Here is a 16,610-nt window from a genome sequence, read left to right as displayed (position 1 = left end):
ACATCTTGTATAGATATCAATTTAATTATTTTATCAAATTTTATTTAATTATAAATAAAATTAAATTTGATTTCAATTACAAATCATAACTTATTTTATTTTTCACAGTTTGTTTTATTAATTATGATTTGATATCATTGATGTATAAACTATTAATTTTAGGAAGTGAATATGTTGAAAACTTTTGGGGAAAAAATGAAAGTTCTAAGAGAGAACAAAGGTTGGACGCAAAAGTATACTGCTGAAAAAATGGATGTCTCACCTCAAATGTACAATAACTACGAAAAAAATAAGACAAATCCATCATTAAATATTTTAAAGCGTATATGCGATTTATATAACATACATTTAGATACTTTGGATGGTAAGTATGATAATGCTGATGATTTTCTATATTGTGTTAGTTTAGATAATTCTTATTTTGAAAATGAAAAGGACAATAAAGAAGCTATTGAGAAAAATAATCTCCTTGATGAGTTTCCCTATATTATCCCTGACATTTCTGGTATCGGATATAATCCTTTATTCCAGGCTGACTTATACAATAGTCAGATTGATTATCAAGAAAATGAGTACTTTTTCTTTGAAAATACTGATCTTGAATATTCACCTGGACGTTTAAAAGAGGACGATTTGTTATATTGTCAAGGTATTAATGCAAATGAAGAACCAAATGTAACTAATATTTATTTAATTTATTTAAAGAGTGAAGAGAAATATTATTTAAGAAATTTTTTAAATCAAAAAATAGTTTGGGGGATAATTAAAGGATTAAAAGAAGATGCAACGCAAAAAGATCTTCTGCAAAATATCTCAGAAAATAACCTTAAAGATTTTCACTTCTTAATGCCTAATCTTTCTTCGTCAAATGACATGACAATTGTAAAAAGAAGTGAGCTAAAAATAATAGGTAAACTTGAATATGTTATTTTTAACCCAAAGGTTGATTTATACGAAAGTTTAGGTTTTAGCTTTAAAGAACTTGCACTTAAACAATGGGATGAGTTCAGAAAGAAAGTAGATAGTATTATTCAAGAAAATGAAAAACAAAATACGTCAAAGATATAAAAATTTCCATATCACTTTCTAAATATCTCTAACTAATAGAATAACCAGGTACTATAACCGTGCCTGGTTTTTTTATTTTAACTAACAATAAACTTTACAACTTGTGTTTTAAATGTTTGTTTAACATACCTAAGTACTATATCCTCTTTGAATGTCATGTAAGACATAGCTAAAATGATAATTGTCTTTTCAATAATACAAGAATCTTTCCAATCTTTATAATAAGTGACTAATACCATGATAAATTTTATTCAATGCTTTTTTACGAATAACGTATATCATTTGTGTACTATAACTCATCTCTCTAGCAATCTTTTCGATAGTCCATTCTTTAAAATATCTATATTTAATAAAATTCACTTCTTTTTCAGGCATGATGCTTAGTATCTCATTAATACATATCGCAATCAGTCGATCATTAGTTAAAGGTCCTCGCTTCTCTTTATTTATATAAGGAAACAGTTTCAAATATCGTTCAACTAGTTTATCAAGTTCCCGTTTTTTCTTCATTGCTATTCCCCTTTTTTGACTGTACTAAATTCACACACCCTTTTATAATAATTAAAGGTAGCCCTTCATGAATTGAGTCATAAAACACTTAAAACAGGAGGTGATGAAATGGAAATTAATACAGGTATTACTAAAATATTTGTAGAATTCGACACATATATGTCTATCTATTTTTTAGTTCTAGGAATTATTCTTTCACTAAAATGGATACTACCTCTCATTTTCAAAGAAAAAAAACAACTTATTGAAGTAATTGTAAATTTCCTTCTACTTTTGTTTATAAATAGTCTTGTGATCAACATTAAGGATATTTTATTTACTGAAGAAAGTGTTTTAAGTTTAGTTATGATATTATTTTTGCTTTTAGGCTATATAATGTTTTTTTATCAGCTTTATAAATATTTAAAAAGACCAAAAGCACATGAATAAACATGTGCTTTTGGTCTTTATCGAGGATATGACAAATATTTTGCTATTAGTACTTTGTCAGGATATACTGCTCCGTTTTTTGCTCTGTAAGACCATGTTGTCTTCACTCCATCAGCTACTGGTTCAAGTTTAGTAGTAATCTTATCTCCTGCCTTCGGAATTGGAAACGGCTCATACTTAGTATCATGTACCCATATACCCCCAAGCGAAGAACCTACTGAAAGTATCGTAGCTGTAGCACTTACAGCTACAAAACTTACGTAACCTAATGCCAAAAAAACTGCAATGTTAATTGAAGCACCTATCTTCCAATTTAATACATCACGTGCTGTATAGGTATATGTTGTAGATGCTGTTCTTGATAAATGCACTTTAATATAAGCTATATCATACGTATAACCATTATTTGCCTTTATATGAACTTTGTACTCTCCGAAATAAGGAGTTTCAACTGTAAATGAGTCTCTTGAGGTTGATTGATTATAATTTTTTGTGAAAATGATTTTTCCATCTCCAGGCCGCTGTACTTGAATTGATCCGTTGTAACCTATCCCTCCTCTTTTACTCCAAGATATTCTTAAACTTTTGATTCCTGTTTTTGATACTCTTAAACCAAAATCTGTATTACCGTTATTTATTGCCATTATTTATTCCCCCTATGATTAGTCGTTGAGTTACAACTAATCATAAGATGTTCTTGGAATCCGAAACTCTTTTATAAATATATAATTTATTAAATCATTTCTCTTAGAAATCTCTATTTTTTCTTTCATATATAAAGAGACAAGCTACTTCCTATTGGCTTGTCCATAAATTTGTTTAAATATTACACCCTTTATTTTATTATTTCTTTCTCTATTTGCTACGTCGTTGCTGAATCGTAATATATAACCCAATCAAGCGATCCGTAGTCATCACACCATTTTGTAAGTCTTTCAAATGTGAAGCTTTGATAATACCCTCCTTAACCGCTTGTGCAATAAAGTTTTCCGTCTCTGTTTTCATAGCTGGTGAACCCGGATTCCATGTTGTATTAGCCACAGTAATCTCCTCCTTCTTATCTTCAACAATTAATTGGACTTTCATTTTGCTGTTGCTTGGCACAATTACTTGTCCTTCTAATTTGTACCCTCTAGGCATCTTCCAATTGCGCTTCACTTCAAAATGAGGTCGGTCAATGCTGCGTGTCCAATCACCACCCCATGTAATACCTAACTTACGAGCTATTGCCCCGACTTTTGTTAATGTATCTACATCATATAAGGGTTTCGGGGGTGCCACGGCAATATCCCACGCTAAACGTGAAGTATGATTACTCTTCAGCGTCCACGTCACAACTTTCCCTGGTCTTGTTCTGCCTTGTGCATATAGATAATTTTGGCGTGCTTGTGATCGGTATGTTTCCGTAACAAAGATATTATCAATACCAGCTTTATAGCACTGTTGAAAGAGCAATCTGCAGGCCGTTTGTGCCACTGGTAATAGTTCACCTAAATCTCGGCATGTGGTTGTGACGCTCATTGTTTATCATCCTTTTTATCATCATTGTCGATTTGAAGTTGCTTAAAAGCATTTGTTAAAAACTTGGGCACTTTCAACCCTAACTTACCAAGATTCTCAATCATACTGATTCCTTCCATACCAATCAGAAAAAGAATCATGGCATTGCGCATAAAGTTTCCGCTCTCTGTTGCTAAGTCCAGTTGCACTGCAGCAATGACCATCAAAATCATGGCCACTTTTTTAAATAGCCCTTTCAAGGCTTTTCTGCTATCAACGTTTTTCACAACATAGGCAACCATGATGCCTAAAATATAGTCAATCGCCATAAAGATAGTGAGTGCTTTGATTAAATGGTCAATGCCACCAACAAAATAAGCGACTCCAGCCATGGAGCCGCCTACAAGTGATGTATATAATGTGTCTGTTTTCATTGGACACCTTCCTTTTTCATATTAAAAGCTCTCCACAAACATGATGTGGAAGGCAAAAAAATAACGCTAAGCTTATGCTTGCATCCTTGTTTATTTATTCCGCTTCAGCCACCTGAAACGCATGTTTAAAAATTAACATTGCGTCATTTATCATGACATACTCCATTTTATTAATATCAGCTTCTAATGCATCTAATACCTTTTCTACATCAGCCGCATTCGTACGAAGCTTATTTTGTCCGACTGTGATGCCTAAATTATATTCCTCCATATCGGAACATTCTTTTTTCGCAACGACATGGATCATAAACTTATTCACGACTTTACTTCCTAATCGTACAGCTACATTTTGTGGTGTATTTAAAATCTTTTGAATCTGTACTAAGTCTATTTTCCCCTCTAATGCAAACGCCGTTCCTTCATTTGAAATTAGAAAATAGTTTTGTTCCATACTACATATCTCCTTATCTTAATGTAATCGTACCAATATCGCGGCCATATCGTTTGAAAACAATCGTCCTAGAATTATTTGTACTTTGTGTGATTTCAAGTCCAAGCGTGTTAGTATTTACATAATTTCCTCCACCGCCAAGGCCAACTACTCTCGCTCCACTAAAATCAACTGTTCCATTAAATGAGTGACGCGAACCGCTATATACTATGTCATTCCAAGCACTTAATTGAATCGTCCCATTAGCGCCCCCCACAGAAGTCATATCACTAAAGTAGAGTCTATTTCCCATGTGAATATCTTCTTTAATACGAATGTTACCTGCATGAATTGTCCCCAAATTACCACTTATGTCTGAAAGAACCCTGACTGCCCCGACAAGATTAATTTTTGAAGCTTGAATATTAATTGTGGTGGATGTTTGATTAATTAAAGATGCAATGGTATTGCCATTGTAATCTGTAGTACTTACCTTTTGACTGATTTGCCAAGATTGCTGTGTAATACTACTCTCAGCGCTCCCTATACGGTTATTTAAATTGCCAATGGAAACGTTTTGAGCACTTACCGTTGACTGTATTTGATTAGCACGAACATTAATAGCAGCCACTTCATTTGTAATGCGATTACTCACTGATAGACTAATCTGGTCGGCTTTCACATCAATAGATGCAATCGATTTATTGAGTTTTTCTACTTCAAAGGTAATTCGGCTATCAGTTTGTGTGATGGCCGACTTATATTCCTTTTTATTTTCCTCAATTACTTCACTTAGCTCTTCTTTTGTCTCTGCAATAACCTCTTCCGTATCCACCTCGTTATCTGACATAGTGCGAGGTAATGCGTTGCCTAGTGTGACAGCAATCGTTTTTAACTCATCAGTAACTTCGTCTACTATACAAATGCGTTTAAGTACTCGTGTCTGTAACTCTAATCCCTCAATCGGCTCGTAAATCAGCCATACCTTCTCACCTAACTGTTTATCTAATAATTCAATTGTATCGAGCTCAAACGATACTTCTGGATAATCAATAAGTGAATCCTGAGCCTTTTTCAACAGGTTATCTGCATTGGTAAAGCGCTCGTCACTAATTGGATCAGCAATACGAATACCCCAAATTGTGTGATTTGGAGAAGTGTAAGTCACGGTTAAATCTTCTTTCCCTGTGGCCGTAATTTTTGTTCGTAGATGGGTTGTATCAATCTTTCGGCTCAAAGCTTTAATGTTATGACCGTAGCGATACTGTGCACCATTATCTGGACCAAGTGATTTACTAAAAAGCACTCGATTATTCGGTAATATTTCAAATTCACAATTGAATGCATCACAGATTTGATTCACACACTGGATGATGTTTTTTGAACCAAATTTATAGATGGTTGCAGTTTCCATGAAGTCTAAGGTCGCTCTCCAACCTGTACCAGAAAGCAAGTAAGTTACAAACTCCTGACTAGAATGAGTGCCACCAAAGGTTTTATCTTTAAACTGATAGGCTAAATCAAAAAATGTTGAAATGGCAAGGATGGTTTTTCGTCCTGGTTTATCATCAATAATTTGCTTTACTCTAAAATCATAATTAGCTACCGTAACAATCGACTCTTCTTGAAGTAGATTAAATCCAGCCTCGTTATTTGATTTATTGACTGTAAATTCAAGCGTTAGATTACCTTGCGTATCTTGCTCAAATACTGGTGCAGATGTTGTGAAAAATGGCTCTGTCTGATTACCTGCAAAGTTTGTAACGATTAGCATAATTTATCACCAACAAACATGAATTTTCATAAGCTTATATCATTTCAAGCAAAAGAAAAGCATCCTCAAAAGAGGACACTTTATAATATTATTATTTAATTTTTGTAAGCATATAAGATATACTGTAAACTCCCTCTTTTTCTATATAATCATATACATCAACCCTCCCAAAGTAACTTTCGTTATCATAAATATAGGATCCTTGATGCTCATTAAACATTCCTCCTTTCTCCTCTTCAAAAACTATACCTACCATTTTTAAATATTTCTTTCTGTGATTCTCTAAGACTTGTTCTATACTCGTTTCACTATCTACAAATTCTTGAAATTGGACAAATTTTGCGCTTAAAGTACTTCCAATAGGAAATGAAAAACTCAAAAATTCAATATTATCTTTGAAATATACATAGTGTTCAAATTGTCCCTCAACCGATTCATCGAATACCTTAAAACCTAATTGTGCTACCTTTCTGGCAACATCCTTTTGTTCCATACCAATCTGAAACTCAGTGAAGAAAATTTCCGAAATATGACTTATACTATTCTCGTCTTATACATTCTATATATCACAGTTTTATAACGAGCCTTCACCGTACAGGCGACTTTCATCGCATACGGCGATCCATCAACAGTAGTTCGTTAAACTTATATCCCCTTTAGTTATATATTACTAGCGAGAAGAATTTATTCATTTGTAAGAGCTGTAATTTCCCGTTCCGCAATTTCTAACTCTACATACCGTTGTAACGCTTCCGGTTTCACATCTTTAACCGTACGTACCTCTCCCATAATGCTCGTAGCATAGGCTTTCACCAAACGTTTTTGCAGGAGAGTCAATCCTTCTAAATGTTTCTCCATTACATAATTACCTCCATTTCTAATAAAATGGTAAGAATCTTTATTTCTAAATCAGCATCTGTTATTTCTTCAACTGAAGGCTTTAAATTGTCCAGTAATTGTTGTTCTTTATGCTTCACTAGCTCTTCTTCTGTTGCACCTTCAACCCATTGAGTGTCATCCCATTTTGGCTGATAGAACAGTAAAGGCTGTGGTAAATCTGTCGTGACGTACTCACCAATTGGATCAATCAACTGACCATTCTCATCAAACTCTCCTAAAAATACTTCCTCAATAAACCCACCATTATTCACTTTATAAATTTGCTTATGCACAAGGACTCCCCCTAATCTGTCCTAAATGAAAATGCCATTACAATCTTGTCCAATTGGCTATCACAATAGATAAAACCAGAGCGTTCTATTGTAATTGTCGTTACTATTGGTGGAACAGTCACCGCTCTATGATTATGCTTGTACCCTACGGCAACTACTTGCTGCGGTCTATCCACATCACTACGTGGTCTAAATCCAACTGGTAATACGGTACATACATTATGTGTTGGGCTTCCTGTTTTAAGGATTTGCCCTTGAACATGCACAATGCCAAAATCGTCTTTGAAATAGGTTAATGGAGCATTCCCTTGATGACTCCAACCAGCTTCGAGAGTACATTGGATGCTGTTAGGTAGCTTCTTGTTCGCCTTTAATTCATTTAATCCACGTACAGCCCTTGCTGATACAGGCATTTTATCAAACAATGCAAATTCTGGATTATCCGTTATAAACGGTATACCTATAACATTAAAATCCCTGCCATTATAGACAAATTCATAAACTTTGTACGATTGTAATGTCTCAGCATTCTGAATATAAATAACAGGATCCTGCCCTTCATCGTATCGATTTTGAAAGCTTACGGCTTTAGGACCAAGACCATTTATATTGAATGTTACTTTCCCGTCCTTATTAGTTTCTGTTGGTTCAAGAAGAATACGTATCCCAGGTACATATGCTGAAATACCTGGAATAGTTAAATTATATGTTGAGTTATCGTCTTGTTTTGCACGTACAAAATGTGCATGCAAAACAGAATTTTCTATATGCTCATTAACGTTTGTTTGCAGGGTATTCATCTGCTGATTGAAATTTGATATATCCGGTGTTTCTCCTGGTGGTCCCGGTGGTCCTACTGGTCCTTGAGGGCCTTGTATTCCTTTTAAAGAGTCAATCCATTCTTTCATTGTTCCATTAAAGCCATTTTCTACAGCTAAATCGTATGCTGATTTCCCATGCGGACCTTGAATTGGACCAACATTTCTCCATATTTTCGTATTTACTTGCCAAACATATAGGTCACCATTAATCATATAGGCATCTCCAGGTGAGCCTGTTGATGGTAATTCTTTTTCACTTGTTAGACTACTGATTATCGTTATCCCTGTACCATCTTTACCGTCAGCACCTTTATCACCTTTTTCTCCTTTATCACCCTTTGCGCCTTTTTCAGCAAACAGTGACCAATATGCATTTGATTGCGTAGGAAGTGTAGGAGGTGCTTGTCCTAAGTTATCCTGTAGTGCGATAAATGTAGAGCCTTTAAACAATGCCATATTATTTTTATAATACTGTGTTGTCTCATTCCAAATCCCACGTGGACTCATGTTAGTAAGAAGTGTCTGCATGGAACTAAGCGCTGTTTGCGTTTGGGCTGTTGCATCTAAAGCTCCTTGTTTCGCTGCATTGGCTTCTGTAGTAGCTGTTTTTGCATCCGCAATCGTCTTTTTCACCCCTTCAAGCGTTTGCGAGACTGTATTCAAAGCCTTTTGCAATGCTGCGTTATTTGCTTCCACTGCTTCTTGAGTCACTTTTTTGTTCGCATTAATCGCTTGTTGTACAGCTTTATTTGCATTTTCTACAGCATCATTTAATCGTTGTAACAGCTCATCTACATCTGCTCCGCCAGCCAATACTTTGATTTGACGTTGTAGATAGCTAAAACCCGATATAATTCGTTGCCAGTTCTCATTAATCTTCAAGCGTTCTGCATTACTAATGGGATTTTCTGTATCATGAAGTTCTAATTTCAAATCCTCACACCCTTTCTATTTGTACAAGAATCTAAAATCAAATTCGATTGATTGAACAGTCCCACCGGACACCGAAAAAACATTATCTCCGGGTGCAAGCGTCAATAACTTTTTATTCGTATTCAAAATGGCATTCGCACCGTTTTTATAAGTGTGAATGCCATTCAAAACTACTGTATCAGTATCTGTTAAAGCGCCATTAAACCTAAAGACTTCGCTAGTGGTATTATTCTTAAATTCTAAATAGCTCGATGCTGTTGCCTTAATTGTTATTTTCAATTCACTCTCACGCGGGTCAATTTTGACATTACCAAGGTTCTTTACTGTGAAATGATTGGCCATAAACTTGTACTGTAAATCCTCGTCCCACATTAAGCCCTGATTCCATTGCCACTTATTTATGTCCCACAGCTTTAATTCTTTTAAAGTTGCAGCGCTTTCTGCGTATGGAAGCTTATAAGTCTCTAACTCTACCGTAAATTGACCGGTGAGCCCTTTTTGTGCAACCTCAGACATATCGCTATTGATAACGAAGTATCTTTTTCCATGTAAAAAAGCAACCTCACTAGGGGTAAAATCAAGCTCTCTCCCCCACTTCTTCCCTGGTAGCTCGAACTCGTACATAGTGGATTGCTTTGTTGCTATAGCTTTATATAAATAATACGGCTCTAAATTAGTGAATAAATCGAACGCTCTATTTTCAAGTGTTTCAAAATCCGAATGGTCTTTTGCGCTAAACATCAGATATAGATGTATTCTACGTGTACCGTGTTTAACTAATTCGTTAATAGCTCCTGCTCGTCTTTCAACATCGGCTACATCACGCTTAATCTCGATAGGAGAAACGATTATGTCCTGTGTCACAAACCGTTCTTGAGACAACATTATCTCTTCTCCATTCACTTTTACTAACTTCGCATCCATCCTTTACACCCCTCTCATAGAACGTTTTAAATCTACTTTTCTAGCAGTTCGCTCATCTACATAATTCGTTAAAATATGACCATCTAATTCAAGAGACAGGTCTTTGTCAGCGATAATTCCAAGAAGCTGAACGACTTTTTCAAGCATCGATAAATCAAGTACAGATTCGCTTGTAATATTTGTGTTTTGCGCACTGCTAATGGCACTTTTCACAGATAGCCCATCCGTTATAATACGTAAATCTGCTCTAGCTGCTTCGGCTAATTGTGATGCAGCAAGCTTTATTTCCGCTTTTGTAGCAGATAGACTTGAACTAATATCAGGAACTGCATTTGCAGCCAACACTGCAACAGCTTTCGTGACAACTTTGGTATTGCCTCTAATGCCTTTGGCAAGTCCCGATGGAATCCATTTACCGACTGCCATCATGACACGGGATGGAGAGTGAATACCTAATTTATTTCGTAACCACGAAGGTAACAGTTGTGCAAGTTCCATCACTTTATCTTTCACTTTACCAAACCAATTACTTATCCCTTTCACTAATCCTGATACGATAAATTCCCCAATTTTCACTAGACTAATATTTTGTAAGAAAGACTTCGCCGCATTCCATCCATTCACAACAGCCGTTTTAACGTTTTTCATCGCCGTTGATACGATTGTTTTAAAGCCATTCCAAATCGTTTCAATAGTCCTTTTTATGCCCTTGAGAATGGTATTAATGGTTGTTTTAATACCGTTCCAAATACTTTTAATAATGTTTGCAATAGCTTTTAAGACACTTGAAATAAAGCTCTTTATACCATTCCAAATAGAACGGATTGTGCCGACTAAACTTGTGAAAAAATTATCTAGGAACGAAGCGATACTGCGCCAAATACTCGTAAAAATAGATTGTATGCCTTTTAATACCGTATTGAAAAACGATTTAATACCATTCCAAATCGTTTTAATTGTATTTTTCAGTCCGTTAAAGATTGTTGAAACCGTACTTTTTATCGCATTTAAAGTATTGGTGAAAATGCCTTTAATCGTTGTCCAAATGCCCTTTATAAGCGTTTTGGCAGTGGAACCAAATGCTTTTAATGGACCGAGTAATTTTCCTACAAAGTAAAGATTAATTGCACCCCAAACGGCTTGTAATACACCGCTGAGGATTTGTTTAATACCATCCCAGACACCCTTCCAGTCACCTCTAAATAGTGAACTAAACGTTTTTACGATTCCCAAAATGACATTGATTGCGCCTTGGATGACATTTTTAATCGCTTCCCATGTAGAGACAATGAGCGCTTTTACGACGGGCCATATCGTTTGCATGATTGTCCGATACGAAAAATATATCTAAACCAATTAAAATTTGTATTTAAACAATTTTTACTATGGTACGACTTATATCTTACGAATTTCGTCTTGTACCTTCCTGTTTCAACGAGCCTCGTTTTGCCGAAGCTACTCCGATTTGATATGACTCTCCACAGGCTTCAATTCCGCAGTATCGTTGCGTACATATCTAGGTTTTCTTTTATGAGAAATACACTAGATTTGGTAATTTGCTAAATTGTGAGCAGCGTTCAAATCCCTGTCCATTTCATGACCACATGGACATTTGAACACTCTGTCAGATAGTTTCAAGTCTTTTTTAATACTTCCACAACAAGAACATAATTTTGAAGAAGGATACCATTTATCAGCTTCAACAAATTCAATTCCATACTTCTCACATTTATATTGAATCTGTCTTTTAAACTCATATAGGCACTGTTTCGTAATTGCTTTCGATACATGCTTATTCTTCATCATTCCTTTGATATTCAAAGTTTCCATAACAATACGAGATGGCTTGGTTTTCACAATCTCATTTGAAGTTTGATGAAGGTGATTCCTTCTGATATTAGTTAGTCTTTTATAAATCATTCGAATCTTATCGTTTTGTTTTTGAATGTTTTTCATGTTTTTTAAAGGTGTTTTATAGATAGGTTTTCTATTTTTCGTATGTGCAACAATATTAGCTTGAATTTTACGAGACAACTTCTTTTGTTCTCGTTTCAATTTTCGTTCTAATCGTCTAACTTCTTTCGTTTTGTTAATGTTCTTTTTGAATGAACCATCAGAACAAACAGCCAATTCCTTGATGCCAACATCAATTCCTAAGCTCTCATCTGTTAATTCTATTTTTTCATATTCAATTTCATACCCAACAGATAAAAACCAATTTCGCCCATCATATGAGATCCTAGGGTTTGAATAGATCTCACCTTTAGGTAGTTTAGGTAGAGGTTGGTATGTTTTGACAACCCCTATTTTTTCACCTCGAAAACCTTCTTTTGTGCGCTTCAGACTTTCATAATTTACATAAAAACTAACTTTACTTTTTCGCTTACTTTTGAATTTCGGCTTGCCTGATACACCGTCAAACCAACGTTTTCTAGCTTTATCAGCGTCCTTTACTGCTTGTTTCATTACATTGCTTCCAACTTCTTTTAACCATTGATGGGTAGTCTTTTTCAATACATTGCTTATATATTTTCTAACGTCACTTTCTTTAATGGTTTTCTTTTCGTGTTTACCGTTAAGATATTCAGCATAATGACGTTCGCTTTCAGCAAGATAGAAGTTGTAAGCCCACCTAGCAGTTCCAGCAGATTTCCAAAATAAACATTCTTGTTCTTTAGTAGGATTAAGTTTGATCCTTGTCGCTATATACATTGTTTTTCACCTCGTCAATCAAACGCTTTGTCTTTTTAGAACGTGCGCCATACAGACGATTTGCGAATACCGTAATGATTTGAATGAAATCCTCGGTTAGTTCTTCTTCCTTCGTTTTTTCTGTATGGTCAATCACTTCGATTTCTACACCATTTATTTCACATAAATATTCAATCATTTCAAAGCCAAACCGCACTAAACGGTCTTTGTACAGTACAACGACTTTTGAAATATCACGATTATTAATCTTGTCAATTAATTGTTTCAAACCTTTTTTCTTATAGTTGATTCCGCTGCCAATATCTTGAATAATCTCGAACTGATAGCCTTTTGCTAACATATATGTTTTCAGGTTTTCAACTTGTGTAGTTAAATCGTCTTTTTGACTTGGTGTACTCACACGACAGTAGCCAATGACAAGTTTTTTATCATTCTCAGCTTTTTGAAACTCTCTTAATAGTTCGGTTGAGTAGTATCTTGTACCACCTTCTGATACATGACAAGGTTTCAAAACATTCTCACGATCCATTTTACGAAGGGTAGAGGTACTAACACCTACTCGTTTTGCAAATTTACCAATGGACATTAATTCCATGTACATCACCTCAAAAAATATAATCCACTATTATATATCGCACGAGGTGTTATTTGTTTAATACAAATTTATTAGATTTAGATAGGTTTTTCTTGTTCACATAAAGGCGCAACACTTTATGCAGTCTTTCTTTCACAAGTAGACCTCTCATACTTTCACATGAGCGCAGACTATTTCTTCATCTCTATAAAAGAGATGCGGTATTTTTCTTCCGCCATTCGCTTGCGGCTTTACTCTCCCTCAAGGAGATAGTCGTTGAAGGTTTCCCTTATTTATTCAACTTAACGATGAATAAACGTAGGGCTTTCCCTGCTAAACACCCATTGTATTAGCACGTAGCACTCCGTTTTCTATCCGTCACGCTAACCCATAGATAGACACTAAGAGATTTTATTTCAGCATATGCCATCCTTATTATTTTTTCTGCTTTCGCACCATGACGTTTACCGTTTCCAGTTCCGCTTTGGTCATAAGGCTTTAGGGGTTCAAAGCAATTAACACCGAGTACGCACCGTTCTCACGATACGCAGGGTAGCCAGTTAAAAATCTATATTCAAACTAAATTTTTGTACATTTTAATAGATTCTTTGTAACTGTTTTGTTACCCAATGACTGACATCACAGACGTCACAACATTTTCGATGACATTCCATACAGCCGAAGCAGTCGCCTTAATACTTTCTTGGTTTTCTGCCCAGAATGTTGTGATCTGTGACCAGACTGACAACACTAAATCTTTAACAGCTGTTACGGCAACCGAAATCCCGGTTTTAATTGCTTCCCAAACCGTTTGAACCTGTGTACGAAACGTTTCATTCGTTTGATATAGACGTACTAAAATGGCGATGAAACCGACGATTGCGATGACAACTAAACCGACTGGACTTGAAATCAGACCGAATGCTTTCCCAAAGTTTGTAGCGAAGGACATCACTTTAGCACCCAACGATGCCATTGTTCCGCTAAAGTTTGTCAATAACCCTGTTACGGATTTCAGCGCTTTCCCAATACCGCCAAATATTGCTGGGCCTAATCCTGCGAATAACTCTTTGAATGCAATAATATTTGGTACGATGGCAAGTAAAACACCACCAAACGAAATAAGCCCGGCTACGATGACTCCTATGGATCGGTTATTTTCCATCAAGCTATTCGCAAAAGTTAAAAACTTATTGGCTAGCTCGATAATGGTTGCACCCAGAGGCGCCATGCCAATACCTAAGTTCACAAGGAAAGTCGTTAAGTTCCCGATTAGGTTCATAACACTAGGTGCTGATTGATGTACGTAATCAATAAATTGTTGGAAGCCTTGATTTTGACTAAGTGTGGCAGACCATTCTTTAAAACGAGCCATCATCGATACAAGCCCGTCCATCATACTAGATGAAGAGTCGGAAAATGCACTAAAGAAATACACAACGCCAGCGATTGCATCACGGAAGATAGCGCGAATCTTTGGCATATTAGTATTTACGTAGTCTATAAACGCTTGAAATTTTGCACTGCCACTTAATCCATTCGCCCACTCGGCAAAACGAGCTGTCATTGCTTCGAAACCGTTTGCTGTACTAATACTTAATGGCGCAAAAGCTGTCAGCATCGATAACAACCCTTTAAATACATTTCCAAACGAGCGACCAAACGTCTCCAACATTGAAGCACCACTAGTATTCAGATATTCTAAAAACTTTTGGATAGGTGGCGTATCGATAGCCGTATTGAGTTGGGCCATTAGGTTTGCCACTGCTTGTGCACTTGAGATAAATAGAGGGCGTAACTTATTCAATATGGCATCTGTTGCTTGCATGGCGTTTGTAAAAGCTTGCAAGACTGGCGTTTCTGTCTCTTTCACAAGTGACCGATATGTTTTCTTTACACTTTCAAATGAGTTCCACGCTTTCTTTTGTAAAGCAGTGAATGGTGGACCCGTTTCATTAAATAACTCTTTGATTGTTGGAATTGCTACTGCGCCAAATCCAACCGCTGCGGCACCGGCTGCTGCAAAGGCACCGGCTAATGCAAATGTAGAGCCCGCGACCGTACCAATCATCGGTCCTAAATTTGCAATACCCCCCGCTATATTCGCTAGTATAGGAGATATCGCAGGAAAGACGGCCATTAGTGAACCCTTTACCGTATGCTGTATTAACTCACCAAAAGCCCGAATATTCGTGGCTATTCGATTGATTTTATTTTGAAACGCTTCTATTCGTGCTTCAATTTTAATAACGACTCGTTCACGAATTAAAGCTGCAATGCGCGCTCGAATTTCAGCCATGCGACGACGGAACTGACTAATATCCGCTCCAATATCTACACGCACATCATTTGCCGTTGTGCGTATTGTGTTTTGAACTTGACGCATACGTGCCATAAACTGCGTAATACGTGCACCGATTCGAGCTGTAAAATTCTCGTTCATGTGCATTACCCTTTCCTGTTTAGTTTTTCAACCCATGCCTTCATATCTGCCTGTGCTTTCTTGTAAAGTGACGTGTCTATTTTCTTCGATTGCTTCCAGTCTTTATCGCCTTCAAGAATTCTCTTTCTAGCTTTTTCGGCATCAAATAAGTCCGTTAACCTTAAACGTTTTTCATTTTCAGCCTTGCGAATATACATGGCTTGAATCGCTAAATTTTCATAGTCACTCACCATTTTCATTTGTGCGCCTATTAAAAGCGCTTTGTACTCGTTTGGTGTCCATGACATAATTAAATCGACATCATAAACACCTAAGTATTCAGCAGCATTTGATAGGACTTCGAGCCATTCTAGTCCGTCAACTCTGTTTCCTCTTCCAATAACTCCGTTTTCGCGTCGAGCATGATTTGCACGCCCTTGGCATTCTCCACTTGCTCTTTCTCGTTTTTGCCCATCGTTTTGAATAGCTCTAAGTTCTTCCAAAACGTCTTCGCATCTTTTTTGAAAAAACCCGAGTCATTAATCTCTCGAAATGCTTCTTTAAATAACTTTGTTGTATCTCCATCTTCTTCAATTCTTGCTTCTAACGCCGCCTCAATATCAGCAATTGATGGACGCCCTTTTGTTCCTAAATGCGCTAATCCACAATCCCAAAACGCTTTTAAAGCATCCAAATCAAATTGCAATAAACCTGTATAAATGGCACTAAATCCGCCTACCTCATTACCTTCTTTATCCGTTTGATTGTAGTTTTTATCTGCTAAGTTTTTAAATGCGAATCCGAATTTTGCTTCATATTGATGCTTGCCAATTGTTAATGTTGCCATATGATTTAATCCTCCTATTTAAACAAGTCAAAAAGAAAAGAGCGCATATTGCGCCCTTTT

Annotated in this window: 19 protein-coding genes; 2 read left to right on the top strand and 17 right to left on the bottom strand. The window is 36.1% G+C overall.

Translation table 11 applies throughout. The annotated features are described in order from the left end of the window. Nucleotides 1-171 precede the first annotated feature (171 nt). The gene (locus ACIQ1H_RS05350) at nucleotides 172-1,068 is read left to right on the top strand and encodes a helix-turn-helix transcriptional regulator (protein WP_402887083.1); all 897 of its coding nucleotides are present in this window, start codon (nucleotides 172-174) and stop codon (nucleotides 1,066-1,068) included. Between the two features lie 216 nt (nucleotides 1,069-1,284). Here ACIQ1H_RS05350 and ACIQ1H_RS05345 read toward each other — a convergent pair whose 3' ends face one another. After that, nucleotides 1,285-1,578, bottom strand: a complete 294-nt coding sequence (locus tag ACIQ1H_RS05345) for a sigma factor-like helix-turn-helix DNA-binding protein (RefSeq protein ID WP_402887082.1) — start codon at nucleotides 1,576-1,578, stop codon at nucleotides 1,285-1,287. Nucleotides 1,579-1,686: 108 nt separating this feature from the next. On the opposite strand from ACIQ1H_RS05345, the gene ACIQ1H_RS05340 reads away from it, so the two are divergent. Then, nucleotides 1,687-2,007, top strand: a complete 321-nt coding sequence (locus ACIQ1H_RS05340; RefSeq protein ID WP_402887081.1) for a hypothetical protein — start codon at nucleotides 1,687-1,689, stop codon at nucleotides 2,005-2,007. Nucleotides 2,008-2,024: 17 nt separating this feature from the next. Here the strand turns inward: ACIQ1H_RS05340 and ACIQ1H_RS05335 are convergent, their stop codons facing one another. The 16 genes from ACIQ1H_RS05335 to ACIQ1H_RS05260 form a co-directional block, all read right to left on the bottom strand. Beyond that, complete coding sequence (locus ACIQ1H_RS05335) at nucleotides 2,025-2,651, bottom strand: hypothetical protein (RefSeq protein WP_402887080.1); 627 nt, start codon at nucleotides 2,649-2,651, stop codon at nucleotides 2,025-2,027. Between the two features lie 211 nt (nucleotides 2,652-2,862). Next, nucleotides 2,863-3,528 (bottom strand): M15 family metallopeptidase, encoded by a 666-nt coding sequence (locus ACIQ1H_RS05330; protein ID WP_402887078.1) that lies wholly within the window; start codon nucleotides 3,526-3,528, stop codon nucleotides 2,863-2,865. Continuing rightward, the gene (locus tag ACIQ1H_RS05325) at nucleotides 3,525-3,941 is read right to left on the bottom strand and encodes a phage holin family protein (protein ID WP_402887077.1); all 417 of its coding nucleotides are present in this window, start codon (nucleotides 3,939-3,941) and stop codon (nucleotides 3,525-3,527) included. The genes ACIQ1H_RS05330 and ACIQ1H_RS05325 overlap by 4 nt, the downstream gene beginning before the upstream one ends. Before the next feature lie 94 nt (nucleotides 3,942-4,035). Beyond that, a complete protein-coding gene (locus ACIQ1H_RS05320) occupies nucleotides 4,036-4,392 on the bottom strand; it encodes a hypothetical protein (protein WP_402887076.1) in 357 nt (118 codons plus the stop codon). A 13-nt stretch (nucleotides 4,393-4,405) separates the two neighbouring features. After that, on the bottom strand, nucleotides 4,406-6,145 hold the full coding sequence (locus ACIQ1H_RS05315) for a phage tail protein (RefSeq protein WP_402887074.1): 1,740 nt from the start codon (nucleotides 6,143-6,145) through the stop codon (nucleotides 4,406-4,408). A gap of 91 nt (nucleotides 6,146-6,236) precedes the next feature. Next, a complete protein-coding gene (locus tag ACIQ1H_RS05310) occupies nucleotides 6,237-6,638 on the bottom strand; it encodes a hypothetical protein (protein ID WP_402887072.1) in 402 nt (133 codons plus the stop codon). A 191-nt stretch (nucleotides 6,639-6,829) separates the two neighbouring features. Then, nucleotides 6,830-7,003, bottom strand: coding sequence for a hypothetical protein (locus ACIQ1H_RS05305; protein WP_402887071.1), 174 nt, complete (start codon nucleotides 7,001-7,003; stop codon nucleotides 6,830-6,832). Next, the gene (locus ACIQ1H_RS05300) at nucleotides 7,003-7,317 is read right to left on the bottom strand and encodes a hypothetical protein (RefSeq protein ID WP_402887070.1); all 315 of its coding nucleotides are present in this window, start codon (nucleotides 7,315-7,317) and stop codon (nucleotides 7,003-7,005) included. Before ACIQ1H_RS05300 ends, ACIQ1H_RS05305 begins: the two co-directional genes overlap by 1 nt. Before the next feature lie 11 nt (nucleotides 7,318-7,328). Then, nucleotides 7,329-9,071 carry a hypothetical protein gene (locus tag ACIQ1H_RS05295; protein WP_402887069.1) on the bottom strand — a complete coding sequence of 581 codons (1,743 nt, stop codon included), beginning with the start codon at nucleotides 9,069-9,071 and terminating at the stop codon, nucleotides 7,329-7,331. 15 nt (nucleotides 9,072-9,086) lie between these two features. Then, nucleotides 9,087-9,995, bottom strand: a complete 909-nt coding sequence (locus tag ACIQ1H_RS05290; protein ID WP_402887068.1) for a phage tail domain-containing protein — start codon at nucleotides 9,993-9,995, stop codon at nucleotides 9,087-9,089. 3 nt (nucleotides 9,996-9,998) lie between these two features. Continuing rightward, entirely contained in the window at nucleotides 9,999-11,318 is a 1,320-nt protein-coding gene (locus tag ACIQ1H_RS05285) for a phage tail protein (protein WP_402887067.1), read from the bottom strand. 219 nt (nucleotides 11,319-11,537) lie between these two features. Next, on the bottom strand, nucleotides 11,538-12,707 hold the full coding sequence (locus ACIQ1H_RS05280; RefSeq protein WP_402887065.1) for an RNA-guided endonuclease InsQ/TnpB family protein: 1,170 nt from the start codon (nucleotides 12,705-12,707) through the stop codon (nucleotides 11,538-11,540). Next, nucleotides 12,679-13,302, bottom strand: a complete 624-nt coding sequence (locus tag ACIQ1H_RS05275) for an IS607 family transposase (protein WP_402887064.1) — start codon at nucleotides 13,300-13,302, stop codon at nucleotides 12,679-12,681. Before ACIQ1H_RS05275 ends, ACIQ1H_RS05280 begins: the two co-directional genes overlap by 29 nt. 601 nt (nucleotides 13,303-13,903) lie before the next feature. After that, complete coding sequence (locus ACIQ1H_RS05270) at nucleotides 13,904-15,724, bottom strand: phage tail protein (RefSeq protein WP_402887063.1); 1,821 nt, start codon at nucleotides 15,722-15,724, stop codon at nucleotides 13,904-13,906. Nucleotides 15,725-15,729: 5 nt separating this feature from the next. Further along, nucleotides 15,730-16,011, bottom strand: coding sequence for a hypothetical protein (locus ACIQ1H_RS05265; RefSeq protein WP_402887062.1), 282 nt, complete (start codon nucleotides 16,009-16,011; stop codon nucleotides 15,730-15,732). Between the two features lie 62 nt (nucleotides 16,012-16,073). Continuing rightward, on the bottom strand, nucleotides 16,074-16,550 hold the full coding sequence (locus tag ACIQ1H_RS05260; RefSeq protein ID WP_402887060.1) for a tail assembly chaperone: 477 nt from the start codon (nucleotides 16,548-16,550) through the stop codon (nucleotides 16,074-16,076). Nucleotides 16,551-16,610: the final 60 nt, after the last annotated feature.

Origin of the sequence: Lysinibacillus sp. NPDC097279 (assembly GCF_044761745.1) — a bacterium.
Taxonomy (GTDB): Bacteria; Bacillota; Bacilli; order Bacillales_A; family Planococcaceae; genus Lysinibacillus.
Note: the sequence above shows the minus strand (reverse complement) of the source record. Positions and strands in the feature narration are given on the sequence as shown.

What these genes read in the sequence shown, in the direction of transcription:
- ACIQ1H_RS05350 (WP_402887083.1), top strand. Translation starts at nt 172, where the DNA reads ATGTTGAAAACTTTTGGGGAAAAAATGAAAGTTCTAAGAGAGAACAAA.
- ACIQ1H_RS05345 (WP_402887082.1), bottom strand. Translation starts at nt 1,578, where the DNA reads ATGAAGAAAAAACGGGAACTTGATAAACTAGTTGAACGATATTTGAAA.
- ACIQ1H_RS05340 (WP_402887081.1), top strand. Translation starts at nt 1,687, where the DNA reads ATGGAAATTAATACAGGTATTACTAAAATATTTGTAGAATTCGACACA.
- ACIQ1H_RS05335 (WP_402887080.1), bottom strand. Translation starts at nt 2,651, where the DNA reads ATGGCAATAAATAACGGTAATACAGATTTTGGTTTAAGAGTATCAAAA.
- ACIQ1H_RS05330 (WP_402887078.1), bottom strand. Translation starts at nt 3,528, where the DNA reads ATGAGCGTCACAACCACATGCCGAGATTTAGGTGAACTATTACCAGTG.
- ACIQ1H_RS05325 (WP_402887077.1), bottom strand. Translation starts at nt 3,941, where the DNA reads ATGAAAACAGACACATTATATACATCACTTGTAGGCGGCTCCATGGCT.
- ACIQ1H_RS05320 (WP_402887076.1), bottom strand. Translation starts at nt 4,392, where the DNA reads ATGGAACAAAACTATTTTCTAATTTCAAATGAAGGAACGGCGTTTGCA.
- ACIQ1H_RS05315 (WP_402887074.1), bottom strand. Translation starts at nt 6,145, where the DNA reads ATGCTAATCGTTACAAACTTTGCAGGTAATCAGACAGAGCCATTTTTC.
- ACIQ1H_RS05310 (WP_402887072.1), bottom strand. Translation starts at nt 6,638, where the DNA reads ATGGAACAAAAGGATGTTGCCAGAAAGGTAGCACAATTAGGTTTTAAG.
- ACIQ1H_RS05305 (WP_402887071.1), bottom strand. Translation starts at nt 7,003, where the DNA reads ATGGAGAAACATTTAGAAGGATTGACTCTCCTGCAAAAACGTTTGGTG.
- ACIQ1H_RS05290 (WP_402887068.1), bottom strand. Translation starts at nt 9,995, where the DNA reads ATGGATGCGAAGTTAGTAAAAGTGAATGGAGAAGAGATAATGTTGTCT.
- ACIQ1H_RS05285 (WP_402887067.1), bottom strand. Translation starts at nt 11,318, where the DNA reads ATGCAAACGATATGGCCCGTCGTAAAAGCGCTCATTGTCTCTACATGG.
- ACIQ1H_RS05280 (WP_402887065.1), bottom strand. Translation starts at nt 12,707, where the DNA reads ATGTATATAGCGACAAGGATCAAACTTAATCCTACTAAAGAACAAGAA.
- ACIQ1H_RS05275 (WP_402887064.1), bottom strand. Translation starts at nt 13,302, where the DNA reads ATGGAATTAATGTCCATTGGTAAATTTGCAAAACGAGTAGGTGTTAGT.
- ACIQ1H_RS05270 (WP_402887063.1), bottom strand. Translation starts at nt 15,724, where the DNA reads ATGAACGAGAATTTTACAGCTCGAATCGGTGCACGTATTACGCAGTTT.
- ACIQ1H_RS05265 (WP_402887062.1), bottom strand. Translation starts at nt 16,011, where the DNA reads ATGTCATGGACACCAAACGAGTACAAAGCGCTTTTAATAGGCGCACAA.
- ACIQ1H_RS05260 (WP_402887060.1), bottom strand. Translation starts at nt 16,550, where the DNA reads ATGGCAACATTAACAATTGGCAAGCATCAATATGAAGCAAAATTCGGA.